We start from the raw sequence: 25,900 nt of genomic DNA, 5'->3' as shown, positions 1-25,900 counted from the left end.
TGCTCAGGGTTCTCCGTGGAAACGTGCGCGCAACGCTTTCATCGCGCGATGCAGGTTGACTTTCAGTGCCCCCGTCTGGCGTCCGGTGTGCGCCGCGGCCTCCGCCAGCGACTGTTCCTTGAGTCCCAGCTGCTCCACCGCCTCGCGCTGCCCCGGCGGCAGCGAAGCAATGGCGTCGCGCAACCGGCGCGCCTCCTGCTCCCGTTCCGTCGCCGCCGTGGCGTCATCGGCATCCGGGTGCAGCTCGTAGGCAAGCTCGTCGTGTACCTCGCGGTGACCACGACGCCCCACGCTGCGCAAGGTGTCGATGGCGCGACGCCCCGCCAATGCCGCCAACCAGGCGTCATAGGAACGCGAGGGATCGTAGGTGTGGCGCACCCGGTGTACGGTCAACAGAGTTTCCTGCACCACGTCATCAAGCAGGTCCACCGCCACGCCCTGGCGGCGCGCCACGGTGCGGATCAACGGCACCGACGACGCCAGCACCCGCTCGTATGCGCGCCGGTCACCCCCTTGCGCCGCGGCCATCCAGGCCGCGCGCTGACGCTCCTGCAGGTCGCCGGTGGAGGCAGAGGCGTCGCTCACGGTGAAATCGGTCCTGACCCGGCGGGAAAGGACACTATCTAGACCCATCGTGCAGGGCGCGGTCAAGGTAGCGGTCATCTTGGGGCCTCACGGGTCCTCTCCGGCTATTCGTCGTACGGCTGCCGGGGGTTACGTCGATCCGACGCCATCCTTCGCAAGGGGGCCGGCAAAGGTTTCGCACCTGCCGATATATCCCGCTTTTTCAGAGGCTTCCCGATAGCCCGCCTTCGTTTGCGGCTGGCCTAATCCGTCACCGGCCCGCCTTTCGCGGCCTGGCTCCCGTTTCCCATCGCAAGGAAAGCTTTATGAAGAAGAATCTGATCGCGCTGGCGCTTGCCGCCATCGTGGCGCCCATGGCTGCCCAGGCCACGCAATCGAACGGCATTGGCTACACCTACCTGCAGCTGGACTACGTCAACATCACCCAGGCAGGCAACGCCGGCGTCGCGCAGGGCGGCATGCTCAGCGGCTCCTATGGTTTTCACGACAACTTTCAGGTGTTCGGCAGCTACAGCGCGCTGAACTTCAACAAGGTGTCCGCCTATGACCCGGTGTTCGGCCACTTCTACTGGGATCCCAAGGTGAAGCCGTGGACCCTCGGTTTCGGCTACGCCTTCAGCATTGGCAGCCGCGCCGACTGGGTCAGCCAGGTCGCCTACCAGCACGACAAGAACAGCAACCACATGTGCCTGGATGACTACTGCATCCGTTACAACGCCAGCAACAATTTCTGGACGGTCAACACCGGCGTGATGGGCCGCATCACCGACAAGCTCACGGGCAATGCCTATATCGGCTACGACCACGCCTCTACCAGCGGCGGCAGCGGCAACCTCTTCGGCCAGTTCGGCCTGGTCTATAGCTTCAACCCGATGTGGGCGGTCGAAGGTGGCGTGCGTGTCAGCAACGACACCAACGACATCGTCAACCTCGGTGTGCGCGCCAGCTTCTGACAGGCAGGCGCCTGAGTGAACAAAAAGCCCGGCTGACGCCGGGCTTTTTGCTGGAACACATGCCTGAAACGGAAAATGGCGGGATGGGGCGGTCACTGGCCGGGGGCCCGTGATCCACCCAACCCCGTCATCGCCCAACCTTGGACGCCGACTCTCTCGCCGTCGCGCCATGAATACCTGCCCCACTCCATTGGGCCCGCAAGAAGGGCGCAGCCGCTATCGGAATGAACGGAAATTCGAGCTGAGGTCTTGCCTGTCAGTCCCGGCGCTCGATCTCCCGCTGGCGCGCTCCGGCACCGCCTCGGCGGCGTTTCCATCCAGTGTGCGGCGACGGGTAACCTAGGCAGGGTCTGCAGCGAATCAACCGGTGACATTCCCACGGACCCGGCCCCATGCTCGTGCTGATCCTTGCCTACCTCGGCGGCGTACTGACCATCCTCAGCCCGTGCATCCTGCCCGTGCTGCCATTCGTGTTCGCCCGGGCGGACCGGCCCTTCGCCCGCAACGGCCTGCCCATGCTGGTGGGCATGGCGCTGACCTTCGCGCTGGTCGCCACGCTGGCGGCCATTGGCGGTGGTTGGGCGATCCGCGCCAACCAATACGGCCGCATCGTGGCCATGGTGGTGCTGGCGGTCCTGGGGCTCACCCTGCTGTCGACGCGCCTGGCCGAGTGGATCAGCCGGCCGTTCGTGGCACTGGGCAACCGCCTTTCCCAGCGTCCGGGCGATGACGATTCGATCTGGTCCGCAGCCGGCCTGGGCGTCGCCACCGGCCTGCTGTGGGCCCCCTGTGCCGGCCCGATCCTCGGCCTGCTGCTGACCGGCGCGGCGCTCAACGGAGCCAGCGTGCAGACGTCGCTGCTGCTGCTTACCTACGCGCTGGGCGCGGCCACTTCACTGGCGCTGGCGCTGGTGATCGGCGGCAAGGTCTTTGCCGTGATGAAGCGCTCGCTGGGCGCGGGCGAATGGGTCCGGCGCGCCCTGGGGGTGCTGGTACTCATCGGCGTGGCGGCGATCGCACTGGGGCTGGATACCGGCGTGCTGACGCGCGTGTCGCTGGCCAGCACGGGCGGCCTCGAGCAGAAGCTGATCGATGCCGCTCGCCCTGCCCCGGCGCCGCAGCCCGTCGTGAAACAAGGCGAGCCCCTGCCCGTGGAAGGCGAGCTGCCTTCGCTGGAAGGCGCCACGCAGTGGTTCAACACGCCGCCGCTGTCGGCGCAGTCGCTACGCGGCAAGGTGGTGCTGGTCGATTTCTGGACCTACTCCTGCATCAACTGCATCCGCTCGCTGCCCTACGTGCGCGGCTGGGCCGACAAGTACAAGGATCACGGCCTTGTGGTGATCGGCGTGCATGCGCCGGAGTTCGCGTTCGAAAAAGACCCGCACAACGTCGGCAAGGCCATCAAGGATCTGGGCGTCGACTATCCGGTCGCACTCGACAACGACTACGCGATCTGGAAGGGCTTCAACAACGAGTACTGGCCCGCGCACTACTTCATCGACACGCAGGGCCACATCCGTCACCACCACTTTGGCGAAGGCGAATACGAGCAGAGCGAGGACGTGATCCGCCAGCTGCTCACCGAAGCCGGGCAGAAGGATCTTCCGGGCGGTTACGTGCAACCCGGCGCGCAGGGCGCGGAAGCCGCGGGCTCTGGCGACGCGACGCGCTCGCCGGAGACCTACGTGGGCTATGCACGATCGGAAAACTTCGCTGGCGGCAAGGTTGCCCATGACGATACCTGGACCTATCACGCCCCGGACACGCTGATGGTCAACCAGTGGGCACTGGACGGCCGCTGGACAGTGCGCGACGAGAATGCCCGGCTGGACAACGCGAATGGGCGCATCGTCTACCGCTTCCGCGGGCGCGACCTGCACCTGGTGCTGGGCCCTGGCCACGACGGCAAGCCGGTGCGTTTTCGCGTCACCATCGACGGCAAGACGCCCGGTGCCGATCACGGCATGGACATTGATGCCGACGGCAACGGCACGGTGACATCGCAACGCCTCTATCAGCTGGTTCGGCAGGCCAACGGCACGGGCGAGCGCACCTTCGAAATCACCTTCCTCGACCCTGGCGTGCAGGCCTACGCCTTCACCTTCGGCTGATTCGCGTCACTGACCTCATGGAGGTTGCCATGTCCCGCACCCAGGACATCGTGAAGCTGGAGCGCCGCCGTTTTCTGCGTGCGGCGCTGACAGGAGGAGCGGTTGCCGCCATCGGAGGCCTAGCACTACCCACCGTGCTGAGGCACGGTGCTCTGAGCGGCGAGGCCATGGCGGCCACACCGGCGGCCACCGGCGCGGATGTGCTGCTCGTCTGCTTCGCCGACGACGGCCACAAGCTGGGCCCATGCCACGTGCGCAAGCTGGTGCTGAATGATGCGCAATGGCACGAACGGCTCAGCGACGATGCCTACGACGTGATGCGTCGGGCCGGCACCGAGCGGGCTTTCAGCGGCCCCCACGAGAAAACCGGATCCGGCCTGTACCGATGCCAGGCCTGCGATACCGCACTGTTCGACGCCGCGACCCAATTCGATTCCGGTACGGGCTGGCCCAGCTTCTGGCAGCCCATCGCCAGGCAGAACGTGATCGAAACACGCGACCGCACCTTCGGCATGGAGCGCATCGCGGTGAGCTGCGCCGGTTGCGACAGCCACCTGGGTCATGTGTTCGATGACGGCCCGGCGCCGACGGGGTTGCGCTATTGCATGAATTCGGTGGCGTTGCGGTTTGTGCCCCGGGCGTCGTAGGGGCACGGGCTTTTCTGTGGGAGCGCACCCTATGCGCGACAAGCCTATGAAACGGGTACTCCGTGGCGCCGCCGTCACCCACAGGGTGGGCTCCCACAAGAACGCGGCCATGACTTCAGGAACGCATGGTCTGGCGTAGGAGCGCACTTGTGCGCGACCGCGACGATAAGGTTTGCCGCGATCTGCATGGCCGCGGTCGCGCACAAGTGCGCTCTTACCGCTTGTCTTTTGCCCGGTAGGGAGCGAGGACGGACGGGTCGTCAAACAGTCCGCACGGCAGCAGATAACGCGGATCACGCCCCTCCGCCAACAGCTCGCGAATACGCGTGGCGGAAATCTCCAGCGGCGTCACCGCCAGCTCGATCATCTTGCCCGCTGGCAGCTCGTGCAGGAGCCTCGGGTCGGTTACGCGGCGCGGCAGAATTTCCAGCGCAAGGTCCACCGACCACGCCGCGTCGATGCCCGGACGGCTGAGCACGCCGATGTGGGCGTACTCGAACAGCTCGCGCCAGCTCTGCCAGCTCGGCAAACCGGCAAACGCATCCGCGCCCAGCAACAGGATCAGCGGCCGGTCGCCCAACTCGCCACGCAGTTCGCGCAAGGTGTCGATGGTGTAGGACGGCCCTTCCCTGCGCAGCTCGCGTGTGTCCAGGGTGAGGCGACCCTGTCCCTGCAATGCCGCGTTCAACATGGCCACGCGCTGCGCAGGCGTGGCGGTGGGCGCGTTGCGGTGGGGCGGCACGTTGGCCGGCATCAAGCGTACTTCGGCGTCGAGCAGTTCGGAGGCCTCCCAGGCGACGCTGAGATGTCCCAGGTGCACCGGATCGAAGGTGCCACCGAAGAGTGCCAGCGGCTTCATGCCAGCGCGCCGGCCGCCCGTGGTTCGGCAATGGCGGCGATCAGGCGCTCTGCCTCCAGCCATGCATCGCCCTGCTCGCGGCCTTTCGCCATGCGATCGATGCGCGCCGCACGCGCCAGGCATTGCAGCCAGTGTTCGCGCGGTGCGCGCCGCAGCGCCTTGCGGAACAGCTGCTCGCGCGCGGGCCACAGGCGTTCCGCCCGGGCCTGTGCGGCGAAGTCGCGCGCATTGGCCAGGCGCAGCGCAAGCTGCAGCTGGTTCACCAGCCAGCCCATCAACCCGATCAGTTCCTCGCCCTCCGCATGCAGGCCGGCGAGGATGCGCAGCGCGCGTCCGCCCTCACCTGCGAAAGCCGCATCGGTGAGCTTGAAAGCGTCGTAGCGCGCGCTGTCGGCGACGAGGTTTTCCATCTCCTGCGCGTCGATCTTGCCCTGGCCATGCAGCACGACCAGCTTGTCGATCTCCTGCGCGGCAGCCAGCAGGTTGCCCTCGACACGTTCGGCCAGCAGGGCCGCCGCATCGGGCGTGGCCGACAGGCCACGCGACGTCAGCCGCGCGCCGATCCACGACGCCCATTCGTTCGGACGCGGCGCATTGAATACCACCAGCGCGCCGGCGGCATCGAGGTTCTTGGTCCAGGCGCCTTCGTGCTTGCTGCTCCACTCGGTCGCAGTGATCAGCAAGGTCACGTCCGGCGGCGGGTTGGCGCAGAACTCGTTGATGGCCTTGGCGCCTTCAGTACCGGGGCGGCCCGTCGGCAGGCGCAGGTCCAGCAGACGGCGCGTGGCGAACAGCGACATGCCCGCGGCGGAGCGCGCAAGGTCGTCCCAGTCGAAATGGTTGCCGACGTCCAGCACCTCGCGCTCGGCATAACCCAGCTTGCGCGCCTGGGCGCGCAAGGCGTCGGCCGCCTCCAGCACCAGCAGCTCTTCACCCGCCAGCAGGTACACCGGCAGCAGGCGATCGGCCGTCAGTGATTTTTGCCATTGCGCGGCGTTGAGCGGCATGGGCGGATGAAAGACTCAGTGCGTGCTGCTGGACGAGGCCGGCTGCACGTCCTGCGCAGCCGCGGCGGCAGCCGTCTGCCCCGGATGCCGGCCAGCGGCCTGCAGTCGGAACAGGATGGCCTGCACCATGTCGTCGTTGAGCGCGGACTGGATGGCATCCACCTGTGCCTGCGTACCAATGGTATTGGTCGCGTCGTAGCTGAAGTTGCGCTGCATGTCGATGCGCTGGTGCGGCACCAGCGGCTGGCCGGTGCCATCGTGCGCGTCGAATTCCACGTGGTAACGCACGGTGTATTCGGTGACTCGCGCGGCGCCGCTCACCGACAGGGTTTCCGTGGTGAATGCCGCCACTGGCACATTGAATTCGGCGATATCGGCGCCGCCGTGATCTTCCACCGTGACACCCGAGGCAGCCAGGGCGCGTTCCAGCCCGCGCTGCATGTTGAGGTTGCCGCTCACCACGTGCACACGCTGCATGGCCGGCGGCAAGGCGACGTTCTGGCGCAGATGGAACCCGCACGCTGCCAGTGAAAGGAGGGACATCAACAGCAGCGAAGCTTTGACCACACGGCTCATGGATTTCATCCTGCGACGATGTTGACGATCTTGCCCGGCACCACGATCACCTTGCGCACGGTTTGCCCTTCCAGGAAGGCCGCGACGTTCGGCTGCGCCAGCGCCAGCGCCTCGGCCTCTTCCTTCGACGCGTTGGCGGCGACCTCGATGGTACCGCGCAACTTGCCGTTGACCTGAACCGCGAGCGTCAGCGAGTCGCGCACCAGCGCGGCGCTGTCCACCTGCGGCCACGGCTGGTCTTCCAGTACCGATTCGGGGTGGCCCAGCACCTGCCACAACGCGTGGCTGACATGCGGCACCACCGGGTTGAGCAGCAGCACCATCGCCTCCAGCGCCTCGTGGCGCACGGCGCGGCCCTGCTCGCTCATGTCGTTGAACTTGTTCAGTGCGTTGAGCAGTTCCATCAGCGCGGCGATGGCCGTGTTGAAGGAGTGACGGCGACCCAGGTCATCGCTGACCTTCTGGATGGTCTCGTGCACCTGGCGGCGCAGCGTCTTCTGGCCAGCGTCCAGCGTGGACGGATCGACCACCGGGTGATCCGGCTGCGACGCGTGCGTGGTCACCTCGCGCCAGAAGCGGCGCAGGAAGCGGGCCATGCCTTCCACGCCAGCCTCGCTCCATTCCAGCGACTGCTCCGGCGGCGCGGCGAACATGGAGAACAGGCGCACCGTGTCGGCGCCGTACTTGTCCACCATGGCTTGGGGATCGATGCCGTTGTTCTTGGACTTGGACATCTTCTCGGTGCCGCCGATCTTCACCGGCTGGCCGTCCGACTTCGAACGCGCACCGATCACGCGCGCCTTGTCGTCGCGCTCGATCTCCACGTCGGCCGGGTTGATCCAGTCCTTCGAGCCGTCGGCGTTGTCGCGGTAGAACGTCTCGGCGATCACCATGCCCTGGCACAGCAGGTTGGTGGCCGGCTCATCGGCCTTTACCAGCCCCGCGTCGCGCATCAGCTTGTGATAGAAGCGGAAGTAAAGCAGATGCAGGATGGCGTGCTCGATGCCACCGATGTACTGATCCACCGGCAGCCAGTAATTGGCGCGGCCATCGACCTGATCGTTGGCACCCGGACTGGTGTAGCGCGCGTAGTACCAGCTCGACTCCATGAAGGTATCGAAGGTGTCGGTTTCGCGCTCGGCCGGGCCACCGCACTGCGGGCAGGTGGTCCTGCGCCACTCCGGGTCGGCCTTGATCGGCGACTGCACGCCGGAGAAGGCGACATCTTCAGGCAGTACCACCGGCAGCTGGTCTTCCGGCACCGGCACCGCGTCGCAGGTCGGGCAGTAGATGACCGGGATCGGGCAACCCCAGTAGCGCTGGCGGCTCACGCCCCAGTCGCGCAGGCGCCAGTTCACGCGGCGCACGCCAGTGCCCTCGCGCTCGAAGCGCGCGGCCATGGCTTCGAAGACCTGGCTGTAATCCATGCCGTCGAATTCGCCCGAGTTCACCAGGTAGCCGCGCTCGGTGAAAGCGCTGTCCTCCTGGATGCTGCGTTCGAAGGCCTCGATCATTTCGACGGCGGACGATGCCTCGTAAACATCGACACTGCCGCCACCCAGCGCGGCGCGAATGGGATCGGCACCGACGCCCTTGGACAGGTCGTGGTTGATCTCGGCCACCGCGTCGAGCACGGCGCGATCCACCACCACCATCTTGATCGGCAGGCTGTATTTCTTGGCGAACTCCCAGTCGCGCTGGTCGTGGCCGGGCACGGCCATCACCGCGCCGGTGCCATAGCCCCACAGCACGAAATTGGCGACGAACACCGGGATCTTCTCGCCGGTCAGCGGATGGACGGCTTCGATGCCGGTATCCATGCCGCGCTTCTCCTGCGTCTCCAGCTCGGCTTCGGACACGCCGCCGTGCTTGAGCTCTTCCAGGAAGGCAGCCAGCTTCGGGTTGTTCTGCGCAGCCTTGATGGCCAGCGGATGCTCACCCGCGATGGATACGAAAGTGGCGCCCATCAGCGTATCGGGGCGCGTGGTGAAGACGGTGAGCGGCTCGCTCTCGCCTTCCACCGCGAAGTGGATCTCCAGGCCCTCGGAGCGGCCGATCCAGTTGCGCTGCATGGTCTTCACCGCGTCCGGCCAGCCGGGCAGCGTGTCCAGGCCGTCGAGCAGTTCCTGCGCGTAGTCGGTGATCTTGAGGAACCACTGCGGAATCTCGCGCTTTTCAACGAGTGCGCCGGAGCGCCAGCCGCGGCCGTCGACCACCTGCTCGTTGGCGAGCACGGTCTGGTCCACCGGATCCCAGTTCACCACCGCGTTCTTGCGGTAGGCCATGCCCTTCTTCATCAACCGCGTGAACATCAACTGTTCCCAGCGGTAGTAGTCCGGGCGGCAAGTCGCGAATTCGCGGGTCCAGTCGTACGCAAAACCCATGCGCTGCAGCTGCCCGCGCATGTGCTCGATGTTCTGGTAGGTCCACTTGGCCGGCGCGGTCTTGTTCTTGATCGCGGCGTTTTCGGCAGGCAGGCCGAACGCGTCCCAGCCCATCGGCTGCAGCACGTTCTTGCCCTGCATGCGCTGGTAGCGGCTGATCACGTCGCCGATGGTGTAGTTGCGCACGTGGCCCATGTGCAGGGCGCCCGAGGGATACGGGAGCATGGAAAGGCAGTAGAACTTGGGCCGCGAGGCGTCTTCCTTCACCTCGTAGGCGCGCTGGTCGCGCCAGTAAGTCTGAGCGGCGGTTTCCACCGCCTGCGGCTGGTAGCCGTGCTCGTTGGCCTGGTCCTGGTTGCCTTGTTCCTGAATGTCCTGCATGAGTGTCCGGCGCCGTAAGTTTTGCGGGCTGCCACCGGCCTTTCCGGTGGACAGCTGGGAACGCGGCAGACTAGCAGAATTGGGGTCCGTTCAGCGCCAAACGGACGCAAAACGGCGTCGAACAAGGTTTTTTTGTGGGAGCGCACCCTGTGCGCGACAAGCCGACGGAGCGGAGGCCCCGCCGTCGCGCACAGGGTGCGCTCCCACCAAGGGCGTGGAGAATCTCAACCCTCCGGGCAGCGGGCGGCCTGCCCGGCGGCGACCGTGCCGGCCACGGCGCCAATCTGCCCGGCCAGCCGCTTGATCGCCTGCTGGTGACCCTGCACAAGGGCGTCATACCCCTCGCCCACCGTTTCGCTGATGCGGCTGGTGCAAGCCAGCGGCTCGCCGCCCTTCAGCGGGCGCACGCTCCAGGCGGCGTCGATATAGGCATAGCTGCCGGGCACCGAGTCGAAGCGGCGCAGGTCGAGCTTGATGCGCACGGTGGACTGGCCCCCTGTAGGCAGCCCGGTGACGTCCTGCGCGCGGAAATCCCGGGTCAGGTCGGCGGACAGCGCGCCGCGCACCTCGTCACCCAACGGGGCAATCCAGCGTTGGCCCTGCAGCATGGCCACACCCTGCCCGCCCTCGCGCACCACCATCTGCGGCTGGTCGACCTGGGCCGGCACGGTCACCGGCAGCAGTTCGAACTGGAACGACCGGGCGCCAGGCGCCCCCGCCGCGTCTCCGCCAGCCGGCGGCACCAGGGTGTAGTAGCGCACGGGCGGCACGGAACCGCAGGCGCCCAATACCAGTGCCAGCGTGGCGATGGCCAGGTTCAGCGTTCCCCAGCGGTTCATGGCTTGCTCCCTTGTGACGGTGCATCCTGCGGCGGAGGCGGCGGCGGTGCCTGCAACGGCTTGTCGTCGGCGCGACGGCCGCGCAGCAGCGCGTCCGGGTGATCGCCCAGGTAATCGGTAAGCACGCGCAGCGAACGCGCGGCGCGTTGCAGCTCCTGCAGGCTACCGCCCAGGTTCTGCTGCAGCGGCGAATCCGGCGCGAAGGCGTTGTTGGCGTTGCCCAGCGTCTTCTGCGCGCCCTGCAGGGTGGTCTTTACCTCGGGCAGCACGCTGCCGTTGACCTGCTGCAGCGTCTTGTGCAGCTCGGCCAGCGTATCGTTGAGGTTGTTGCCGATACTGTCGAACGGCACCTTCTGCAGCTTGCCGACGATATCGGCGATCTGCTGCTGGATCTTGTCGAAATCACCCGGTGCCGTCGGGATTTCCAGCGGCTTGGAGCGGCCGTCGAACTCGACCTTCGGGGCCTTGGGCAGGAAATCCATGGCGATATAGAGCTGGCCCGTCAGCAGGTTGCCGCTGCGTGCCTGTGCACGCAGGCCACGCTCCACCAGGCGGCCCATCATCTGCGACATCTGCTCGTCGTCGCCGCGCGCCTTGGCCAGCGCCACCAGCTTGTCATGCGCCTTGCCGAGGCGGTCCGGATACACCACCGCGCCGACAATGGTCGGGAAAGTCTGCGTCTTCTCGTCGAAATCGAGGTTGATGGAGACCACGCGGCCGAACGGCACGCCCAGGAACTCCACCGGCGCATCCACCGCCAGCCCGCGCAGCGACTGGTTGAAGCGCATGCGGATATAGCGCGGCTCGCCATCCGGCGGGGCCATGGCGGTGCCCTTGTCGTTGAACAGGGTGAAGGCGTCGTTTTCCTGCGCCTGCGTGGCGTCGTGCGGACCCGGCGGATCCTGGAAGGCCACGCCGCCGGCAAGCACCGTGGCAAGCGACTGCGTGTTCACCTTCAGGCCGTCCGCACCGATGGACACATCCACGCCACTGGCGTTCCAGAAGCGCGACGAAGTGGTGACGTACTTGTCGTTCGGCGCGTCGATGAAGATCTGCAGCGTGACGCCCTTGCCGTCCTCGTTGAGATGGTAGGAGGACACCCGGCCCACCTGGATGCGGCGGAAATAAATGGGCGAGCCGATATCGAGCGAGCCGAGGTCGTCGGCATGCAGGTCAAAGGTCTTGCCCGGCGCGCCGTGGGTCACCGTGGGCGGCGTTTCCAGGCCAACGAAGTCGTCCTTGGGCTCCTGCGACTGGCCCACGTCGGCGCCGATGAACGCGCCGGACAGCAGCGTATCGATGCCCGACACACCGCCCAGGCCGATGCGCGGACGCACCACCCAGAAACGCGAGTCGGCCGTGGCGAAGCTCCTGGCGCTCTTTTCCAGGGCCACCTTGGCCACCACGTGCGAGCGGTCCTCGCTCAGGCGCACGGTGCTCACCTTGCCGATCACCACGTTCTTGTACTTCACCACCGTCTTGCCCGGGTCCAGGCCCTCGGCGCTCTGAAAGCTGATGCTGATGGTGGGGCCGGCCGCGGACCAGGCGTGGATCACCAGCGACAGGCCCACCAGGGCCGCGATCACGGGCACCAGCCACACCAGCGAAGCGTTGATGCGGGGCTTTCGCACCACGGGCTCGGGCAGATCTCCGGTGATTTTCTTGTCGTCAGTCATCGAAGTCCCTGCCATCCCAGATCAGTCGCGGATCGAACGTCATCGAAGCGATCATGGTAATCACCACGGTGAGGCCGAAGAACACTACACCAGGCAGGGGCTCCACCTGGCTGAAGAAACCAAACTGCACCAGCGCCGTGAGCAGCGCCACCACGAACACGTCCAGCATCGACCAGTAGCCGATGAATTCCACCAGCCGGTAGAGCTTGGACCGCTGCCGCAATGCCCAGCGGCTGCCCTGCTGCGAACTGACCAGCAGCAGGCCCAGGGCCACGAACTTCAGCATGGGCACGATGATGCTTGCGGTGAAGACGATCACGGCCAGGTCGGGCGAGCCCTTGACCCACAGCTCGATGATGCCGCTCATGATGGTGTTGTCGTCCACGTCGCCCAGGCTCACCGTGCGCATGATCGGCAGCACGTTCGCGGGCACGTAGAAGATGAACGCCGCGATCAGCAACGCCCAGGTCCGCATGTAACTGTTCGACTTGCGCTTGTGCAACGGCGAACCGCAGCGGGGACAGGCGGCATCTTCCGCCTCCACGTCGCGGCACACCAGCCGGCACACGTGGCAGCCGATCAGGCCCAGGTCGCCGGCGCGCGGCAGGTTGCCTGCATCGCTCATGCCGGTGCCTCCTCGGTGAGGTCCCACAGGCGGCGCACATCGATGCTGGAGAACGCGGTGATGATCAGCATCAGCACGCCGTACGCGAAGATGCCCGGGTTGGGCAGCACGTCGAAATACATGTGCGCCTTGACCACGGCCACCAGCGAGCCGAGCACGAACACCTCACTCATGGTCCACGGACCGATCCGGTACAGCAGCACCATCACCTGGCGGAATCCGGGCGCCCGGCGTCCGCGCCGGGCATACAGCAGCACCCAGAACAGCAGCGCCATCTTGATGATCGGAAAGAAGAACAGCGTCAGCGAGGCAATCACCGAAACCACCTGCGCGTTGTCACGCCACATCATCACGATGCAGCCCCACAGCGTGGTGCTGATCAGCTGACCGTTGAGCCCCAGCGTCACGATGGGCCAGACGTTGGCCTGCACGAAGGCGATCATCGCCGTGATCACCAGCGCCAGCATGCCGCTCACGCTCAGGCTGTGGTGACGCGCAAGAATGGCATCGCAGCGCACGCAGCGCGCCACTTCGCCACGGGCCAGCGTGCGACGCCGGTAGACAGTGTCACAGTCCTCGCAGATCCACAGCGTGGGTGGAGCGATGGCGGGTTTGATGCCTTGCGATGGCATGGTCATGTGATGATTTTCGCAAATATCGGGGCCGGCGCCGATAGGGCATCGGTCAGGCGCCGTCCAGCAAACCGGCCCCGGGCCATGCAACCTTGATATGCTGGCTGACGCCCTGATGTGAAGGGCATTCGTCAACGGGAGTTCCCAGTGAGTGCCACGACCGCCGATACGCATGTTTTCGACGTGCGCGAGGACAATTTCGAAGCCGAGGTGCTGCAGGCCTCGCTGACCACCCCCATCCTGGTGGATTTCTGGGCGACCTGGTGCGGTCCGTGCAAAACCCTGGGCCCCATGCTGGAAAAGCTCGCCGGCGAGTTCAACGGTGCCTTCCGGCTGGCCAAGGTGGACGTGGACAAGTCCCAGCAACTGGCGGCCATGTTCGGCATCCGCAGCGTCCCCACGGTGATGCTGGTGAAGGATGGACAGATCGTCGATGGCTTCGCGGGCGCCCTGCCCGAGGGCCAGCTGCGTGAGTTCCTGCAGCGCCACGTGCAGCCGGCGGACGGCGCCGCCAACGACGCCGACGCCGTGCCGGAATCGCCCGAAGAAGCCATCAACCGCCTGCAGCAGGCCATTGCCGCCGAGCCCGACCAGCCGGAGCTGAAGCTGGACCTTGCGCTGGCACTGATGCGCGCCGGCCACGCCGAAGCGGCCGAAGCCGAACTGACCACGCTGCCTGCCAACCTCGCCACCGATGCGCGCGCCGTGCGCCTGCGCAGCCAGCTCGACCTGGCCCGCGCGCTGGCGGGCGCCCCCTCGCTGCCGGAACTGCAGCAGCGCGTGCAGGCCGACGCCGGCGACTGGGCCGCCCGTGACCTGCTTGGCGTGCGCCTGTTGCTGGAAGGCGACGCCGCCGGTGGCCTGGATCAGTTCCTCGCCATCCTGGAAAAAGCGCGTGAATGGAATGACGGCCAGGCCAGGAAGCGCCTGCTGGCCGCCTTTACCACGCTGGACGATGCCGAACTGGTGGGCCGCTACCGTCGGCGCATGGCCTCGCTGGTGTTCTGACGCTTCTCCGCCGGGAGCAACCCTTGCTCCCGGCGACCACGCTTGGTGTCGCGTCATTCCGGCATCCGCCGGAATCACATCCCTCAGCAGACTCAGGGTGCCGCGGCACCTTGCAGGCTGCGATCAAGGAATTGCGTCACCTGCTCGAACAGCTCGGTGATGTTCTCTTCGACGTAGAAGCCGTGCGCCTCCCCTGACTTGTACAGCCATTCGTGCGCAACGCCGCGCTTCTGCAGCGCGGCGTGCAGGTTTTGCCCCTGTACCGGTGGCACGCGCTCGTCTTCGCCACCCACGATCAGCATCACGCGGGCCTTGAGCCTGTCCAGCTGATTGAGCGGAGAGCGCCCGGCCAACTCGGCCTGGTCGGTGCCCAGCGTCGTGCGCAGATAACTCATGCCGGCGCGACGGTCGGAAATATCACCGTCAGTGAACATCATCGGCAGGTCGTAAACGCCCACGTAGCCGATGGCGCAGCGATACAGATCCGGTTCCTTGATCGCACCTTCCAGCGCGGCATACCCGCCATAACTGCCGCCAAAGATGCAGATGCGGTCGGGTGCGGCGATGCCCTGCTGGATGGCCCAATGGGTCGCATCCGTCACATCGTCCTGCATCTTGCCACCCCACTCGCGGTATCCGGCCTCCTCGAAGGCACGCCCATAGCCGCCCGAGCCGCGGTAGTTCACCTGCAACACGGCATAGCCGCGCGTCGCAAGCATCTGCACGTAGGGGTCGAACTCCCAGTCGTCGCGAACACCGAACGGCCCGCCGTGGACATAGATCACCGTCGGCAGGTGCTTCGATTCCTCCGCCCCTGGCGGCATGCTGAGGTAGCCGTGCAGGGACATGCCATCGCGGGCCTTGAACGCCACCGGCCGCTTGGACGCCATCTGTTCGGGCTTGACCCAGGGCGCACGCTGCAGCAGTTGCGACGCCTTGCCTGTCGCGGCATCCCACAGATAGAACGTGCCCGGGTCCAGGTCCGACGATGCGAGCGCCACGACTTTGCTGCCGTCGTCCGTGCTCGACACGATCTCCACGCTGCGGCCGGGAAGCGCCTGGGACAAGCTGCTGATCACCTTCATCGCGTCCGAGCCGGCCACGATACCCTCGGTGGTGGGCGTGCCCGGCATGGACTGCACGCCCTCGATGTCCTGGCGATCCAGGCTGCGTACCAGGCCGCTTATATCGGCGGTCGCGTTGGTCCACACCGGCGGCTGCATGAGCTGGGTGGCGACGTCCCAGGGGCATAGCGCACCGGCCTTGCCGGGGACATCGCAGGCCATGTAGACACGGCTGTCGTCGCGGTTGAACGCCAGCGGGACGGGCACGTTGTTCTCAGCCGAGCCCTGGAACAGCAGGCGCCAGGATTTACCCTCGCCCTCCCGGTAATAGACCTGCCCATGGGCTTGGCTGTCGACGCCGGCCGCGAACCGCACGACGCCATGATGGTCCGTGATGAACCTGGCGCTGCGCAGCGGCGCCGTGGCGACCTTGCGCTTGCCGCCATCGCGCACGTCCAGGGCAAAGATCTCGTTGAAGGCGCCATCCGCCCCGCTGTCCCACGGCACCACACTGATCAGCACGTGGTTCTCATCGTCACGCAGGGTGTCGATGACCATGGCGCTGGCGCGCTCCGGTTCGCGCTTCTTCAGGTGAGTGCTTCGCGCCGTGTCGCCCGCGCGATAGCCGAACAACAATTCCGAGCCGGTGCCATCGCCATTCACCGCGAAGATTTCGCCCGTAGGTACAGGGCGGTCGAAACCCGAGACCTTGGTGCCCTCGGTGTAAAGCACGCGATGGCCATTGGCCCAGTACAGGTCGATGACCTGGTTGCCTTCGCGCGGCTTCATCATCACGCCCGTCCCCTTGGTCAGGTCGACCAGGGCGAGCATCGGCTTGCCTTTGACCACCGCGGTGGCGGCGAGATAGCGGCCGTCGCTGGAAATTTTCACGTTGTCGTACTGCACGTGACGGGCCAGATCGGCCAGTGGCACGGCAGCGGCGCAGACGGCACCCGACAAGACATAAAGCGCGCAGCCCACGGCGCGCCCAAGCAGTTTCCTCATAAGCCCCCCCCCTGTTGGCGGTGCCCTGTGCATCGCCACCGGAGCGGAGTATGACGCAAGATCTTGCGATCATGAAGAAGGGAGCCATCGCCGTCGCTTTCCCGCGTCATGACACCCAGCGGGCAGCACGCTAACGGCACCGCATCCCATCGCCGCCATGCGGAATCCTGCCTCGGGCATCACCCCATGGGTGATGCCCGAGGCGCCTTGCTTTAGGGGGAGCCCGCCGCCACCGAACCGCCGGTACCGATATGGCGATCAAGGAACTGCGTGACGCGCTGGAACAACTCGGCGTTGTTCTTCTCGTCGTAGAAGCCGTGTCCTTCATCGGGTTTGTAGAGCCACTCGTAGGCCACGCCGCGCTTGTCGAGCGCGGCGCGCATGTGATCGGCGTGCACCGGCGGCACCCGTTCGTCCTTGCCACCGGCGATGAGCATGACGGAGGCCTTCAGACGCTCCGTCTGGTTCACGGGTGACCGGGCAGCCAGGTCCTGCGCGTCGTTGCCCAGTCTTGAGCGCCAGAAGTTCCTGGCCACGGTGCTCTCCGAACCATCACCCCGCGAGAGCATCAGGGGCAGGTCGTACACGCCGACGTAGCCAATCGCGCAACGGTAAAGATCAGGCTCCTTCATCACGCCTTCGAGCGCCGCGTAACCGCCATAGCTGCCGCCAAAGATGCAGACGTGCCCTGGCGAGGTAATGCCCTGCTCGATCGCCCACTGCGTGGCATCGGTGACGTCATCCTGCATCTTTCCGCCCCATTCGTTGTAGCCGGCGTGCATGAACCTGTCTCCGTAGCCACCCGAGCCGCGATAGTTCACCTGCAGCACGGCATAGCCGTGCGTGGCCAGGGCCTGCACGGTGGGGTCGTACTCCCAGTAGTCGCGAATGCCGAAGGGGCCACCATGGATAAACATCACCAGAGGCAGATGCTTGGCCTCTTCCTTCCCCGGCGGCATGCTGAGGTAGCCGTGGATGGTGAGTCCGTCGCGCGCCTTGAATTCAATCGGCTGCATGGCGGCCATCTGGCTGGGCTTGATCCAGCTTGCGCGCTGCAATAGCGCGGTCGCCTTGCCTGTGGTGTTGTCCCACAGATAGAACGTGCCCGGGTCCATGGACGAGAAAGCCAGCACGATGGCCTTGCTGCCATCACGCGAGCTCGACACGATGCGGATGCTTTCGCCAGGCATCGAGCGCGACAACAAGCCGATCACCTTCATGGCATCCGAGCCGGCAACGAATGCTTCGGCGGTCGGTGCCCCCGGATCGGAGTAGACGCCCACCGCGTCCATGCCATCGAGGGAATAGATGAGCCGCCTCATCTCGACGGTGGCGCTGCTCCATACCGGCTCCCCCATCGTCTGGGTGGCCACGTCCCATAGGCACAACGCTTCGACTTTGCCTGCCGCCTGGCACGACATGTACACCTTGCTGTCGTCGCGATTGAAATCCATGGCCCACGGCACGGACCGTTCGGTCGTTCCCTGGAACAGCAAGGTCCACGGCTTGCCCTCGCCCTCGCGGTAATACACCACCGGATAGGCATGGCTGTCATAGCCTTCCGCGAAGCGCGCCACTCCATGGTTGTCCGCGGCGAAAATGGCGCTACGGAGCGGCGCCTTGCCCACGGGGCGCATGGACCCATCATTGACGTCGAGCAGGTTGAGGTCGCTGAAGGCGCCTTCGGCACCGGTATCCCACGGCGATACGGAAATGAGGATATGCCTGGGATCGTTGCGCAGCGTGCTGACAACCTCCCCATGGGCACGTGTCCCTGCGTGATAACCGAACAGAAGCTTGGGATTGGTGCCGTCGGCATTGGTGGCGAAAATCTCGCCGGTGCTGAAGGGACGATCCCAGCCGGATACTTTCGTCCCCTCGGTATAGATCACTCGATTATCGCCAGCCCACCAGAAGTGGATGATCTGATTGCCCTCGCGCGGCGTGACCATGGCACCCTTCTTGGTGTCCAGATCGAGCAGCGCAAGCAAGGGCTTGTCCTTGACCACCGTGGTGGCGGCGATATGGCGACCGTCGGGCGATAGCTTCACCTCGCTGAACTCAAGGTGCCGCGCAAGATCCTCGAACGTCACGCCTGACGCAAACAACGGGTACGACAATACGCTGAGCACGCAGAAGGCTGCGCACCGAATGCTCTGTCTCATGGTTTCCCCTGTGCCGCGGCGCCCCTCGCGCCGTCGTCGGCAGGGAGTATAGGCACGGAATCCTGCGGCCGTGCAGGGTGGTATCTGGCTGCGGGGTGTTTTCCTGCGACGCCACCAGCGCACGGGCAACCGCACCATACGTGAGCGTATGTTTTAGGTATAGTGGGCCTCCCGCCCCCAACCCGCCCTGCCCATGCGCGCCTCCACCTTCCGCCGCCTGATGAACCTGTGGCCGCCGTTCCTGTTCAACAGCATCCACGTCCAGTACGTGTCCGACGACTGGTCGGAGCTGCGCGTGGCGTTGCGCCTGCGCCCCTGGAACCGCAACTACGTGCGCACGCAATTTGGCGGCAACCTGTTCGCGATGACCGATCCGTTCTGGATGCTGCTGGCCATGCACCAGCTGGGCAATGACTACTTCGTGTGGGACAAGGCCGGCGCCATCGACTTCGTCGCACCGGGCCGCGAAGACGTCTACGCCCACTTCAAGCTGGCGCCCTCGGTGGTCGATGAGCTGCGCGCCGCCGCTGCCGATGGCGAAAAAGTGCTGCGCTGGTTCGACGTGGATGTGGTGACGCGCAGCGGTGACGTCGTCGCTCGTGTGCGCAAGCAGTTGTATGTGCGACTGAAGCCCAAGGCACGCGTGGAACCCGTGCGCCAGGAAGAAGCGCAAACCGCCTGAGCGCTGCCATCACCCAAGGCTTGGACAGCCCGCCAGGGGACGACGCAGACGACATGTCGCCTACGAAGAACGCGAGTCCCGTGGGACAATGCCGTGTCCCCTCCTCCGGCTCCCTGCCATGAAGCGTCTGCGCATCAAGCGTTACCTGTTCACCGGCCTGCTCACGTTCATTCCGCTATGGGTGACATGGGTGGTGTTCAAGTTCGTGCTCAGCATGCTCGCTGGCATCGGCACGCCGCTGGCCTCTGCGCTGCTCACCACGCTGTCTTCGGCCACGCCCTGGGCCGGCATGGTGCTCAACAACGCGTGGATCACCTTTGTGGTGGCGCTGCTGCTCACGCTGGGCGTGCTGTACGTGCTGGGCTGGCTGGCCAACCGCGTGATCGGCCAGCGGCTGATTGATGGTTTCGACGCCCTGCTCGCACGCATTCCGCTGGTGCAGACGATTTACGGCGGCACCAAGAAACTGATGGCCGTGCTGCAGCAGAAGCCCTCCGGCGTGCAGCGCGTGGTGCTGATCGACTTCCCGCGCCGTGGCATGAAGGTCGTTGGCTTTGTCACGCGGGTGATGACCGAAGAAGGCACCGGCCGCGAGATGGCGGCCGTCTATATTCCCACCACGCCCAACCCCACGGGCGGCTACCTCGAGGTGGTGCCGGTGGACGAGCTGACGCCCACCGACTGGACCATGGACCAGGCCATGGCCTTCATCATTTCCGGCGGCGCAGTCGCGCCCGATACCTTGCCCGCACCGCCCGCCGCTCTGCGCGCCGCCCCTCAGGACGCCGAATAAAGCCTTGCAGCCTCCTGCTTCCGGCCCCAGAGACAACAACGGCGCGACGCCAGCAGTTAGCGCCGTTATTTCACCGGCTCGCCGGTCTGTTCGTCCAGGATCAGCGTGCCGGTGTTGGGAACCGGCAGCAAGAAATCGAACAGATGGTTCAGCGAACCCGCCACGGCGTCGAACGAACCACCGCCCAGGCGTTCGCCGTTCAACCAGTTGTCTTCGACGAAGCGGATGATCGACGTCTGGTCGGTCACGGTGTGGTCCACGCTGTTGCTTAGCACCCACGGCGAGATCACCAGCAGCGGCAGGCGCGGGCCGTAACCGCAACGTCCCTGCACCGGCTTGCCGTTGCTGTGCACGCCCGGCAACGGGCTGCCGCTGCCGCACACATCCGCGCCATTCAGCGCATCGTCCGGCGAGGTCGATGCATTGACGCGCGGGGAATACTGATGGTCGTACCAGCCGTCGGAGTCGTCATAGGCGATCACCACGGCGGTGCTGCTCCACTCCGGCCGCTGCTGCAGGAAGTTCATCACGTGCACGATGAACTGCTGCTCGTCCAGCGGATCGGAGTACCCGGCGTGGCCGTCCTGGTAGCCCGGCGCCTTGAGAAAGCTCACGGACGGAAAATTGCCGGCCTGGACGGCGGCGTAGAAATCGTTGAGGTCGTACTGGTGGTTCGCCGCATCGCCCTGGTGCCCGATCATCGCCACCGAGGTCGGGCGCAGATGCGTCGGGTTGGCGGTGGACGCGTAGTACTGGAACGGTTCGTGGTGCGGAATGTAGTCGGCCTTCCTCACCTTGGTCACGGGGGATGTCGTGGTGCGCGCGCAGCCGGTGGTGCCGTTGGCGTTGACCAGGCTCAGGTCGAAGCCGCCCGCGAAGAAGCCCCAAGTGATGTTTGCGCCATTAAGCAGGTCGCCGATGTTCTTGCCGCCGAGCCTGGCCTGGTTGCCGGTGGGCGCGGAACACACGTCGCCGATCGGGTCGGCATCGGCGATCAGGGTAAGGCCGCCCTCACCGTCGGCGATTTCGTCGGCCGTACCATTGAGCGTCTGCGTGACGCCATTGGTCTGGCCCGACGCGAGGTTGATCGCGCCCACGGTGGACGGGCCGAAGGTGGAGCCGTAGCTGTTGTCGCTCATCGCGAACAACTGCGCGTAGTTCCATAGCGCGGTGACGGTGTTGCCATCGAAGTAACCCATCACCTGTCCCTTGCCATCCTCACTGGCGGGCGCGCCAGGCAAGGTTTCGCCGATGCCGGTGTAGCGGGGGAACAGGTCCATGGCGCCATTATCGAACGCGTGCTGCTCCGGGCCGTAGGCATGATCCTGGTCGGCCGTGGCCGCCTGCGCGCGCGACAGCCGGAACGGGTTGATCGCAGCCGTGCCGTTGCCCGTATTGTTCTTGTTCGGATTATTGGTGAGCAAAGCCGTGGTCAGGCCGTTGATCTTGGGCGTGAACGGGCGCGCGTAAAAGGTCGGCTCGCCAGGCCCATTCACGGCCGACGGATAAGTACCGAAGTAATGATCGAAGGAGACGTTCTCCTGGAAGATCACCACCAGATGCTTGATCGGCGTGGACGTATAGACGGCTTGGCTAGTCCATCCGTAGCTGCTGGCTTCCGCGGCATGCACCGGAAGCCGAGCCAGGGAAACCGCGAAAGCGCTGACTGCGCATGCGGCGAAGCAAATGGCCAGTTCTCTTCGCATGGGAAGCTCCTACGGTCGCGGTGACGCGCCTCTCCTCGAGCGAGAAAGGCCCGGACAATAGTCATGCAACATGACGAACGAACAACATCATCAATGCTACGCCGCTCTCCGATGTCCGCATGAGAACCTCATCGCAGAAACGCAGCCCATGCGGATGATAAAAGCGCATCGATAAATCCAGCGAACACCATAGCGACATTCGACATGCGCTCCTTCGCATCGTGAGGGGCTGCTTGTGTTCGCGATGACCGCATCATGCGTGCCCGTGCAGGAATGGGCGCTACGGTTGAGTGCGGATTGCCGTGAAGCATGGCTCGCCCGTGGACCGAGGCTAGGCTTGTCGCGCACAGGGTGCGCTCCCACAGCGCATCGGTACTTCGGTGGGAGCGCACCCTGTGCGCGACTGGCTCTTGCCTCAGGCCACCACTTCGAACGGCCGCATCATCTCGTTCGATGCGTGCTCCAGCAGGTGGCAATGCCATACATAGCGCCCGGTGTAACCCTCGAAGGTGATGATGTAGCGCGTCACCATGCCGGGATACACCTGCGCGGTGTCTTTCCAGCCCGCTTCATGCGGGGCTGGCGGCTGCGCCGGCCCGGTGTAGCGGATCGTCTTCGATGCCAGGTATTGGTCCGTGTCGAACGGGCGTCGATCAAGAATCTGGAAGCGCACCAGGTGCAGGTGGATCGGGTGCGTGTCGCTGGTGAGGTTGAGGAAGCTCCAGATCTCAGTGCTGCCGAGCCTGGGCTTCTCGCTCACCGGGTCATGCCAGTGCTTGCCGTCCAGCAGCATCAGCATGGGTTCCGCAACGCAATCGGCGTATTCGTCAATAGTGAGCACGCGCGTGTGGGTCGCGCTTGTTTCCGCCACGCGCGGCACATCGCGCAGCACGGCTGGCACGCGACTGGTGTCATCCACCTGCCCCGCTGCCACCTTGAACTGCATCAGCGGCAACGCATCGCTCATCAACTCGATGGCGGTGCCACCCATGTCTGCGAAGTCGATGACCAGATCCGCCCGCTCGCCCGGCGCAAGGAACAGGTTGACCTGCCGCACCGGCGCAGCGAGCAGGCCCTGGTCGCTGCCGATCTGCATGAAGGGCTTCTGTCCATGCAGGCTCAGCCGGAAGAACCGGCCGTTGGCGGCGTTCAACACACGGAAACGATAGCGGCGTGGCTGCACGTCGAGCCGCGGCATCAGTGTGCCATTGACCAGCATGACATTGCCGAACACCTCGGGCACCCACGGCGAGTCGCTCACACCGGAAACGGGGTAATAGAGCTGGCCGTCTTCGGTGAGCAGGCGATCGGTAAGCACCAGTGGCAGTTCGTGGTCGCCATGCGGCAGGCCAAGCGACAGCTCGTGCTCGTCACGCAGCAGATACATGCCAAATAGCCCGGCGTACAGATTCAGCCGCTCGATGCCCATGGTGTGGTCGTGGTACCACAGCGTCGCGGCGTCTTGCCGGTTGGGATAGGTCTGTCGGCGTGCCTGCCCCGGAACGAGCCAATCCATGGGATAGCCATCATCCGCCGCCGGCACGCGCGCGCCGTGCACATGCACCACGCCACGCACCTCGGGCTTGTCCGCTTCGGCGCCGCAGACATGGTGGTCGATTGGCAGGAAGTGGCGTGACGGCAGGCTGTTAGCCCATTCCACCTGCACGGCCTCGCCGCTACGTGCCTCGATGGTCGGGCCGGGCATGGTGTTGCCGTAGGTCCATAGCCGCGTCGGCGGCAGATCGCGATGCAGGCGCTGCGTGCTCTCGCGCATGGCGATACGCAAGGCGACTCCCGCCTTGGGTCGCAGCACGTCCGGCACCGGCAGGGGGTCGACGAACGGGGTGAGGCGCGACGGGTCGAGCAACCGGGGCACCTCGGACTGATCGGCCACGGCGTGCTTGCACAGGCTGTCGCCTTTGCGGGCCGGCATAGGCATGGGCATGTGCATGGGCGTGCCCAGCGCACGCAGGGCACCGGCGCCCGCCACGAGCCCCATGCCCTGGAGAAAACGTCGACGCGGGGGATGCACGGTTCACCACCTCCGTAAAAAAGGAAACGCCCCGGACGCATGTCCGGGGCGTCAGAGCATGCGCTCAGATCAGCCGCGCGGCGAGTGGACGTGCTTCACCGGCTGGCCGGTCTGCTCGTCCAGGATCAGCTTGCGATGCTGCGGGAACGGCTGAAAGAAGTCGAACAGGTGATCCAGCGAACCGGCCATGGCGTCGAACGAACCGCCGCCGATACGCTCACCGTGCAGCCAGTTGTCTTCAATGAAGCGCGTGATGGACGACTGGTCGGTCAGCGTGTGATCCACATGGTTGCTGCGGGCCCACGGCGAGATCACCAGCAGCGGCAGGCGCGGACCGTAACCGCAGCGCCCCTGCACCGGCTGGCCGTTGCTGTTCACGCCCGGCAGCGTGCCGCGTGCGTTGCACACGCCCGTGCCGTCCAGCGCGTCTTCGGTGGTGGCCGATGCGTTCACGCGCGGCGCGGCCTGGTGGTCATACCAGCCGTCGGAGTCGTCATACGCGATCACCACGGCCGTGTCGCGCCAATCCGGCTGCTGCTGCAGGAAGTTGATCACGTGCACAATGAACTGCTGTTCGTCCAGCGGATCGGAATAGCCGGCGTGGCCGTCCTGGTAGCCCGAGGCCTTCAGGAAGCTCACGGCCGGGAAGTTGCCCGCTTCCACGGCGGCGTAGAAATCATTGAGGTCGTACTGGTGGTTCGCCGCGTCACCCTGGTGGCCGATCAAGGCCGTCGACGTCGGGCGCACATGCGTCGGGTTGGCGGTGGACACGTAGTACTGGAACGGCTGGTGATGCGGAATGTAGTCAGCTTTCTTCACCTGCGTCACGGCGGATGTCGTGCTGCGCTTGCAGCCGGTGGTGCCGTTGGCATTCACCTGGGTCAGGTCGAAGCCGCCCTCGAAGAAACCCCACGTGATGTTCGCCTGGTTCAGCAAGTCGCCCACGTTCTTGCCGCCCAGCTGCACCTGGTTGCCGGTGGGCGACGAGCACACGTCGCCGATCGGGTCGGCATCGCTGACCAGGGTGAGGCCGCCCTGGCCGTCGGCGATTTCGTTCGCCGTGCCGTTGAGGGTCTGCGTGACGCCGTTGGTCTGGCCGGAGATGAGGTTGATCGCGCCCGGCGTGGACGGGCCAAACGTGGTGTTGTAGCTGTTGTCGCTCATGGCGAACCGCTGTGCGTAGTTCCACAGCGCGGTGACGGTGTTGCCGTCGTAGTAGCCCATCACCTGGCCGTTGCCGTTTTCATCGGCGGGAGCGCCCGGCAGGGTTTCGCCCGAACCGGTGAAGGCGGGGAACAGATCCATCGCGCCGCCGTCGAACGCCTGCTGTTCCGGACCGTAGTCGTGATCCTGGTCGGCCGTGGCGGACTGCGCGCGCGACAGGCGGAACGGATTGATCGCACCCGTGCCGTTGGCGCTGTTGTTCTTGTTCGGGTTGTTGGCCAGCAGGGCCGTGGTGAGACCATTGACCTTGGGGGTGAACGGACGCGCGTAGAACGCCGGCTCGCCCGGCGCATTGGCGGCGTTCGGGTAGGTGCCGAAGTAGTGATCGAAGGAGACGTTCTCCTGGAAGATCACCACCAGATGCTTGATCGGCGTGGACGTATGGACGTCCCCATGGCGCCAGCCGTAGCCTTGGGCTTCTTCAGCGTGAACAGGAATCTGGGCGAGGGAAATGGCGGAAGCACTCAGAACACACGCGGCAAGACAAGCTGCGAGTTTGTTTCGCATGGATGATCCCCTACGGTCGCGGTGATGCGCTTCCCCTCAAGCGCGGAGGCCGCAAACGATAGGCAGGCAAGGTGACAGGTGAATAACAACCACCACCGTATTTTCCTGCGATTCGCGATACGCGACGGTCATCGCAAGATGACGATCAACGCCGATGCCAGAAGCCCATCGAACAGACCCGCGAGCATCATCGAAACGACAGGCGATGCTGCCTTCCTTTCTTGATGCACCCGCGCCTGAGCGCGAAGTGATGTTGGCCGCCGGGGATGCATGGCCCGCTATAGATGGTTCAAGGAAGACTTGGTGCCGTGCCGACCGATCCATGAGGCTTGCGCCCGGCGTGGCGTCGTCCCGCGGGAAACGGTGGGCTGCACGCGCGATGAGCTGCATCCCTGCCGTTATCGTCACCGCCGGCGGCGGCCCGCCACCCCGACGGACA

20 protein-coding genes are annotated in these 25,900 nt (G+C 65.5%); 6 read left to right on the top strand and 14 right to left on the bottom strand.

The window, feature by feature from the left end; all coding sequences use genetic code 11:
- Positions 1-3 precede the first annotated feature (3 nt).
- Entirely contained in the window at positions 4-528 is a 525-nt protein-coding gene (locus HY57_RS08985; RefSeq protein WP_038580787.1) for an RNA polymerase sigma factor, read from the bottom strand.
- Positions 529-890: 362 nt separating this feature from the next.
- Here HY57_RS08985 and HY57_RS20825 point away from each other — a divergent pair, with 362 nt between their 5' ends.
- The 3 genes from HY57_RS20825 (at position 891) to msrB (ending at position 4,296) form a co-directional block, all read left to right on the top strand.
- Entirely contained in the window at positions 891-1,538 is a 648-nt protein-coding gene (locus HY57_RS20825; protein ID WP_019465316.1) for a hypothetical protein, read from the top strand.
- 392 nt (positions 1,539-1,930) lie between these two features.
- Entirely contained in the window at positions 1,931-3,649 is a 1,719-nt protein-coding gene (locus tag HY57_RS08975) for a cytochrome c biogenesis protein DipZ (RefSeq protein ID WP_019465317.1), read from the top strand.
- 29 nt (positions 3,650-3,678) lie between these two features.
- Positions 3,679-4,296, top strand: coding sequence for a peptide-methionine (R)-S-oxide reductase MsrB (gene msrB / locus HY57_RS08970; protein WP_019465318.1), 618 nt, complete (start codon positions 3,679-3,681; stop codon positions 4,294-4,296).
- A 214-nt stretch (positions 4,297-4,510) separates the two neighbouring features.
- Here msrB and nadD read toward each other — a convergent pair whose 3' ends face one another.
- The 8 genes from nadD to HY57_RS08930 form a co-directional block, all read right to left on the bottom strand.
- Entirely contained in the window at positions 4,511-5,155 is a 645-nt protein-coding gene (gene nadD, locus HY57_RS08965) for a nicotinate-nucleotide adenylyltransferase (RefSeq protein ID WP_019465319.1), read from the bottom strand.
- A complete protein-coding gene (gene holA / locus HY57_RS08960) occupies positions 5,152-6,162 on the bottom strand; it encodes a DNA polymerase III subunit delta (RefSeq protein ID WP_019465320.1) in 1,011 nt (336 codons plus the stop codon). Before holA ends, nadD begins: the two co-directional genes overlap by 4 nt.
- Before the next feature lie 15 nt (positions 6,163-6,177).
- Complete coding sequence (gene lptE / locus HY57_RS08955; RefSeq protein ID WP_019465321.1) at positions 6,178-6,738, bottom strand: LPS assembly lipoprotein LptE; 561 nt, start codon at positions 6,736-6,738, stop codon at positions 6,178-6,180.
- A 5-nt stretch (positions 6,739-6,743) separates the two neighbouring features.
- On the bottom strand, positions 6,744-9,503 hold the full coding sequence (leuS, locus tag HY57_RS08950) for a leucine--tRNA ligase (protein ID WP_019465322.1): 2,760 nt from the start codon (positions 9,501-9,503) through the stop codon (positions 6,744-6,746).
- A 224-nt stretch (positions 9,504-9,727) separates the two neighbouring features.
- Positions 9,728-10,342, bottom strand: a complete 615-nt coding sequence (locus HY57_RS08945; RefSeq protein ID WP_019465323.1) for a PqiC family protein — start codon at positions 10,340-10,342, stop codon at positions 9,728-9,730.
- Positions 10,339-12,018, bottom strand: coding sequence for an intermembrane transport protein PqiB (locus HY57_RS08940; protein ID WP_019465324.1), 1,680 nt, complete (start codon positions 12,016-12,018; stop codon positions 10,339-10,341). The genes HY57_RS08945 and HY57_RS08940 overlap by 4 nt, the downstream gene beginning before the upstream one ends.
- Positions 12,011-12,643, bottom strand: a complete 633-nt coding sequence (locus HY57_RS08935) for a paraquat-inducible protein A (RefSeq protein WP_019465325.1) — start codon at positions 12,641-12,643, stop codon at positions 12,011-12,013. Before HY57_RS08935 ends, HY57_RS08940 begins: the two co-directional genes overlap by 8 nt.
- Positions 12,640-13,281, bottom strand: coding sequence for a paraquat-inducible protein A (locus tag HY57_RS08930; protein WP_019465326.1), 642 nt, complete (start codon positions 13,279-13,281; stop codon positions 12,640-12,642). Before HY57_RS08930 ends, HY57_RS08935 begins: the two co-directional genes overlap by 4 nt.
- A 141-nt stretch (positions 13,282-13,422) precedes the next feature.
- Between HY57_RS08930 and trxA the strand changes: the two genes are divergently transcribed.
- Entirely contained in the window at positions 13,423-14,283 is an 861-nt protein-coding gene (trxA, locus tag HY57_RS08925; protein WP_019465327.1) for a thioredoxin, read from the top strand.
- A 92-nt stretch (positions 14,284-14,375) separates the two neighbouring features.
- Here the strand turns inward: trxA and HY57_RS08920 are convergent, their stop codons facing one another.
- Together HY57_RS08920 and HY57_RS08915 are read right to left on the bottom strand one after the other, a co-directional pair.
- A complete protein-coding gene (locus HY57_RS08920) occupies positions 14,376-16,352 on the bottom strand; it encodes an alpha/beta hydrolase family protein (protein ID WP_026033941.1) in 1,977 nt (658 codons plus the stop codon).
- Positions 16,353-16,564: 212 nt separating this feature from the next.
- Positions 16,565-18,517 (bottom strand): S9 family peptidase, encoded by a 1,953-nt coding sequence (locus HY57_RS08915; RefSeq protein ID WP_038579558.1) that lies wholly within the window; start codon positions 18,515-18,517, stop codon positions 16,565-16,567.
- Positions 18,518-18,710: 193 nt separating this feature from the next.
- On the opposite strand from HY57_RS08915, the gene HY57_RS08910 reads away from it, so the two are divergent.
- Both HY57_RS08910 and HY57_RS08905 read left to right on the top strand, forming a co-directional pair.
- The gene (locus HY57_RS08910) at positions 18,711-19,199 is read left to right on the top strand and encodes a DUF4442 domain-containing protein (RefSeq protein WP_019465330.1); all 489 of its coding nucleotides are present in this window, start codon (positions 18,711-18,713) and stop codon (positions 19,197-19,199) included.
- 118 nt (positions 19,200-19,317) lie between these two features.
- The gene (locus HY57_RS08905; protein WP_019465331.1) at positions 19,318-19,992 is read left to right on the top strand and encodes a DUF502 domain-containing protein; all 675 of its coding nucleotides are present in this window, start codon (positions 19,318-19,320) and stop codon (positions 19,990-19,992) included.
- A gap of 65 nt (positions 19,993-20,057) precedes the next feature.
- Here HY57_RS08905 and HY57_RS08900 read toward each other — a convergent pair whose 3' ends face one another.
- The 3 genes from HY57_RS08900 to HY57_RS08890 form a co-directional block, all read right to left on the bottom strand.
- Positions 20,058-21,698: a phospholipase C gene (locus tag HY57_RS08900; RefSeq protein ID WP_026033942.1), complete on the bottom strand. Its 1,641-nt coding sequence runs from the start codon at positions 21,696-21,698 to the stop codon at positions 20,058-20,060.
- Positions 21,699-22,113: 415 nt separating this feature from the next.
- A complete protein-coding gene (locus HY57_RS08895) occupies positions 22,114-23,730 on the bottom strand; it encodes a multicopper oxidase family protein (protein WP_235186637.1) in 1,617 nt (538 codons plus the stop codon).
- A gap of 69 nt (positions 23,731-23,799) precedes the next feature.
- Positions 23,800-25,461, bottom strand: coding sequence for a phospholipase C (locus HY57_RS08890; RefSeq protein WP_081500652.1), 1,662 nt, complete (start codon positions 25,459-25,461; stop codon positions 23,800-23,802).
- Positions 25,462-25,900 lie beyond the last annotated feature (439 nt).

Source organism: Dyella japonica A8 (assembly GCF_000725385.1).
Classification (GTDB): Bacteria; Pseudomonadota; Gammaproteobacteria; order Xanthomonadales; family Rhodanobacteraceae; genus Dyella; species Dyella japonica_C.
This window is presented reverse-complemented; position numbering and strand designations above follow the sequence as displayed.

What these genes read in the sequence shown, in the direction of transcription:
- HY57_RS08940 (WP_019465324.1), bottom strand. Translation starts at nt 12,018, where the DNA reads ATGACTGACGACAAGAAAATCACCGGAGATCTGCCCGAGCCCGTGGTG.
- HY57_RS08905 (WP_019465331.1), top strand. Translation starts at nt 19,318, where the DNA reads ATGAAGCGTCTGCGCATCAAGCGTTACCTGTTCACCGGCCTGCTCACG.
- HY57_RS08985 (WP_038580787.1), bottom strand. Translation starts at nt 528, where the DNA reads ATGGCCGCGGCGCAAGGGGGTGACCGGCGCGCATACGAGCGGGTGCTG.
- HY57_RS20825 (WP_019465316.1), top strand. Translation starts at nt 891, where the DNA reads ATGAAGAAGAATCTGATCGCGCTGGCGCTTGCCGCCATCGTGGCGCCC.
- HY57_RS08975 (WP_019465317.1), top strand. Translation starts at nt 1,931, where the DNA reads ATGCTCGTGCTGATCCTTGCCTACCTCGGCGGCGTACTGACCATCCTC.
- HY57_RS08945 (WP_019465323.1), bottom strand. Translation starts at nt 10,342, where the DNA reads ATGAACCGCTGGGGAACGCTGAACCTGGCCATCGCCACGCTGGCACTG.
- HY57_RS08935 (WP_019465325.1), bottom strand. Translation starts at nt 12,643, where the DNA reads ATGAGCGATGCAGGCAACCTGCCGCGCGCCGGCGACCTGGGCCTGATC.
- lptE (WP_019465321.1), bottom strand. Translation starts at nt 6,738, where the DNA reads ATGAGCCGTGTGGTCAAAGCTTCGCTGCTGTTGATGTCCCTCCTTTCA.
- msrB (WP_019465318.1), top strand. Translation starts at nt 3,679, where the DNA reads ATGTCCCGCACCCAGGACATCGTGAAGCTGGAGCGCCGCCGTTTTCTG.
- HY57_RS08920 (WP_026033941.1), bottom strand. Translation starts at nt 16,352, where the DNA reads ATGAGGAAACTGCTTGGGCGCGCCGTGGGCTGCGCGCTTTATGTCTTG.
- HY57_RS08915 (WP_038579558.1), bottom strand. Translation starts at nt 18,517, where the DNA reads ATGAGACAGAGCATTCGGTGCGCAGCCTTCTGCGTGCTCAGCGTATTG.
- leuS (WP_019465322.1), bottom strand. Translation starts at nt 9,503, where the DNA reads ATGCAGGACATTCAGGAACAAGGCAACCAGGACCAGGCCAACGAGCAC.
- HY57_RS08900 (WP_026033942.1), bottom strand. Translation starts at nt 21,698, where the DNA reads ATGCGAAGAGAACTGGCCATTTGCTTCGCCGCATGCGCAGTCAGCGCT.
- HY57_RS08930 (WP_019465326.1), bottom strand. Translation starts at nt 13,281, where the DNA reads ATGACCATGCCATCGCAAGGCATCAAACCCGCCATCGCTCCACCCACG.
- nadD (WP_019465319.1), bottom strand. Translation starts at nt 5,155, where the DNA reads ATGAAGCCGCTGGCACTCTTCGGTGGCACCTTCGATCCGGTGCACCTG.
- HY57_RS08890 (WP_081500652.1), bottom strand. Translation starts at nt 25,461, where the DNA reads ATGCGAAACAAACTCGCAGCTTGTCTTGCCGCGTGTGTTCTGAGTGCT.
- HY57_RS08910 (WP_019465330.1), top strand. Translation starts at nt 18,711, where the DNA reads ATGCGCGCCTCCACCTTCCGCCGCCTGATGAACCTGTGGCCGCCGTTC.
- holA (WP_019465320.1), bottom strand. Translation starts at nt 6,162, where the DNA reads ATGCCGCTCAACGCCGCGCAATGGCAAAAATCACTGACGGCCGATCGC.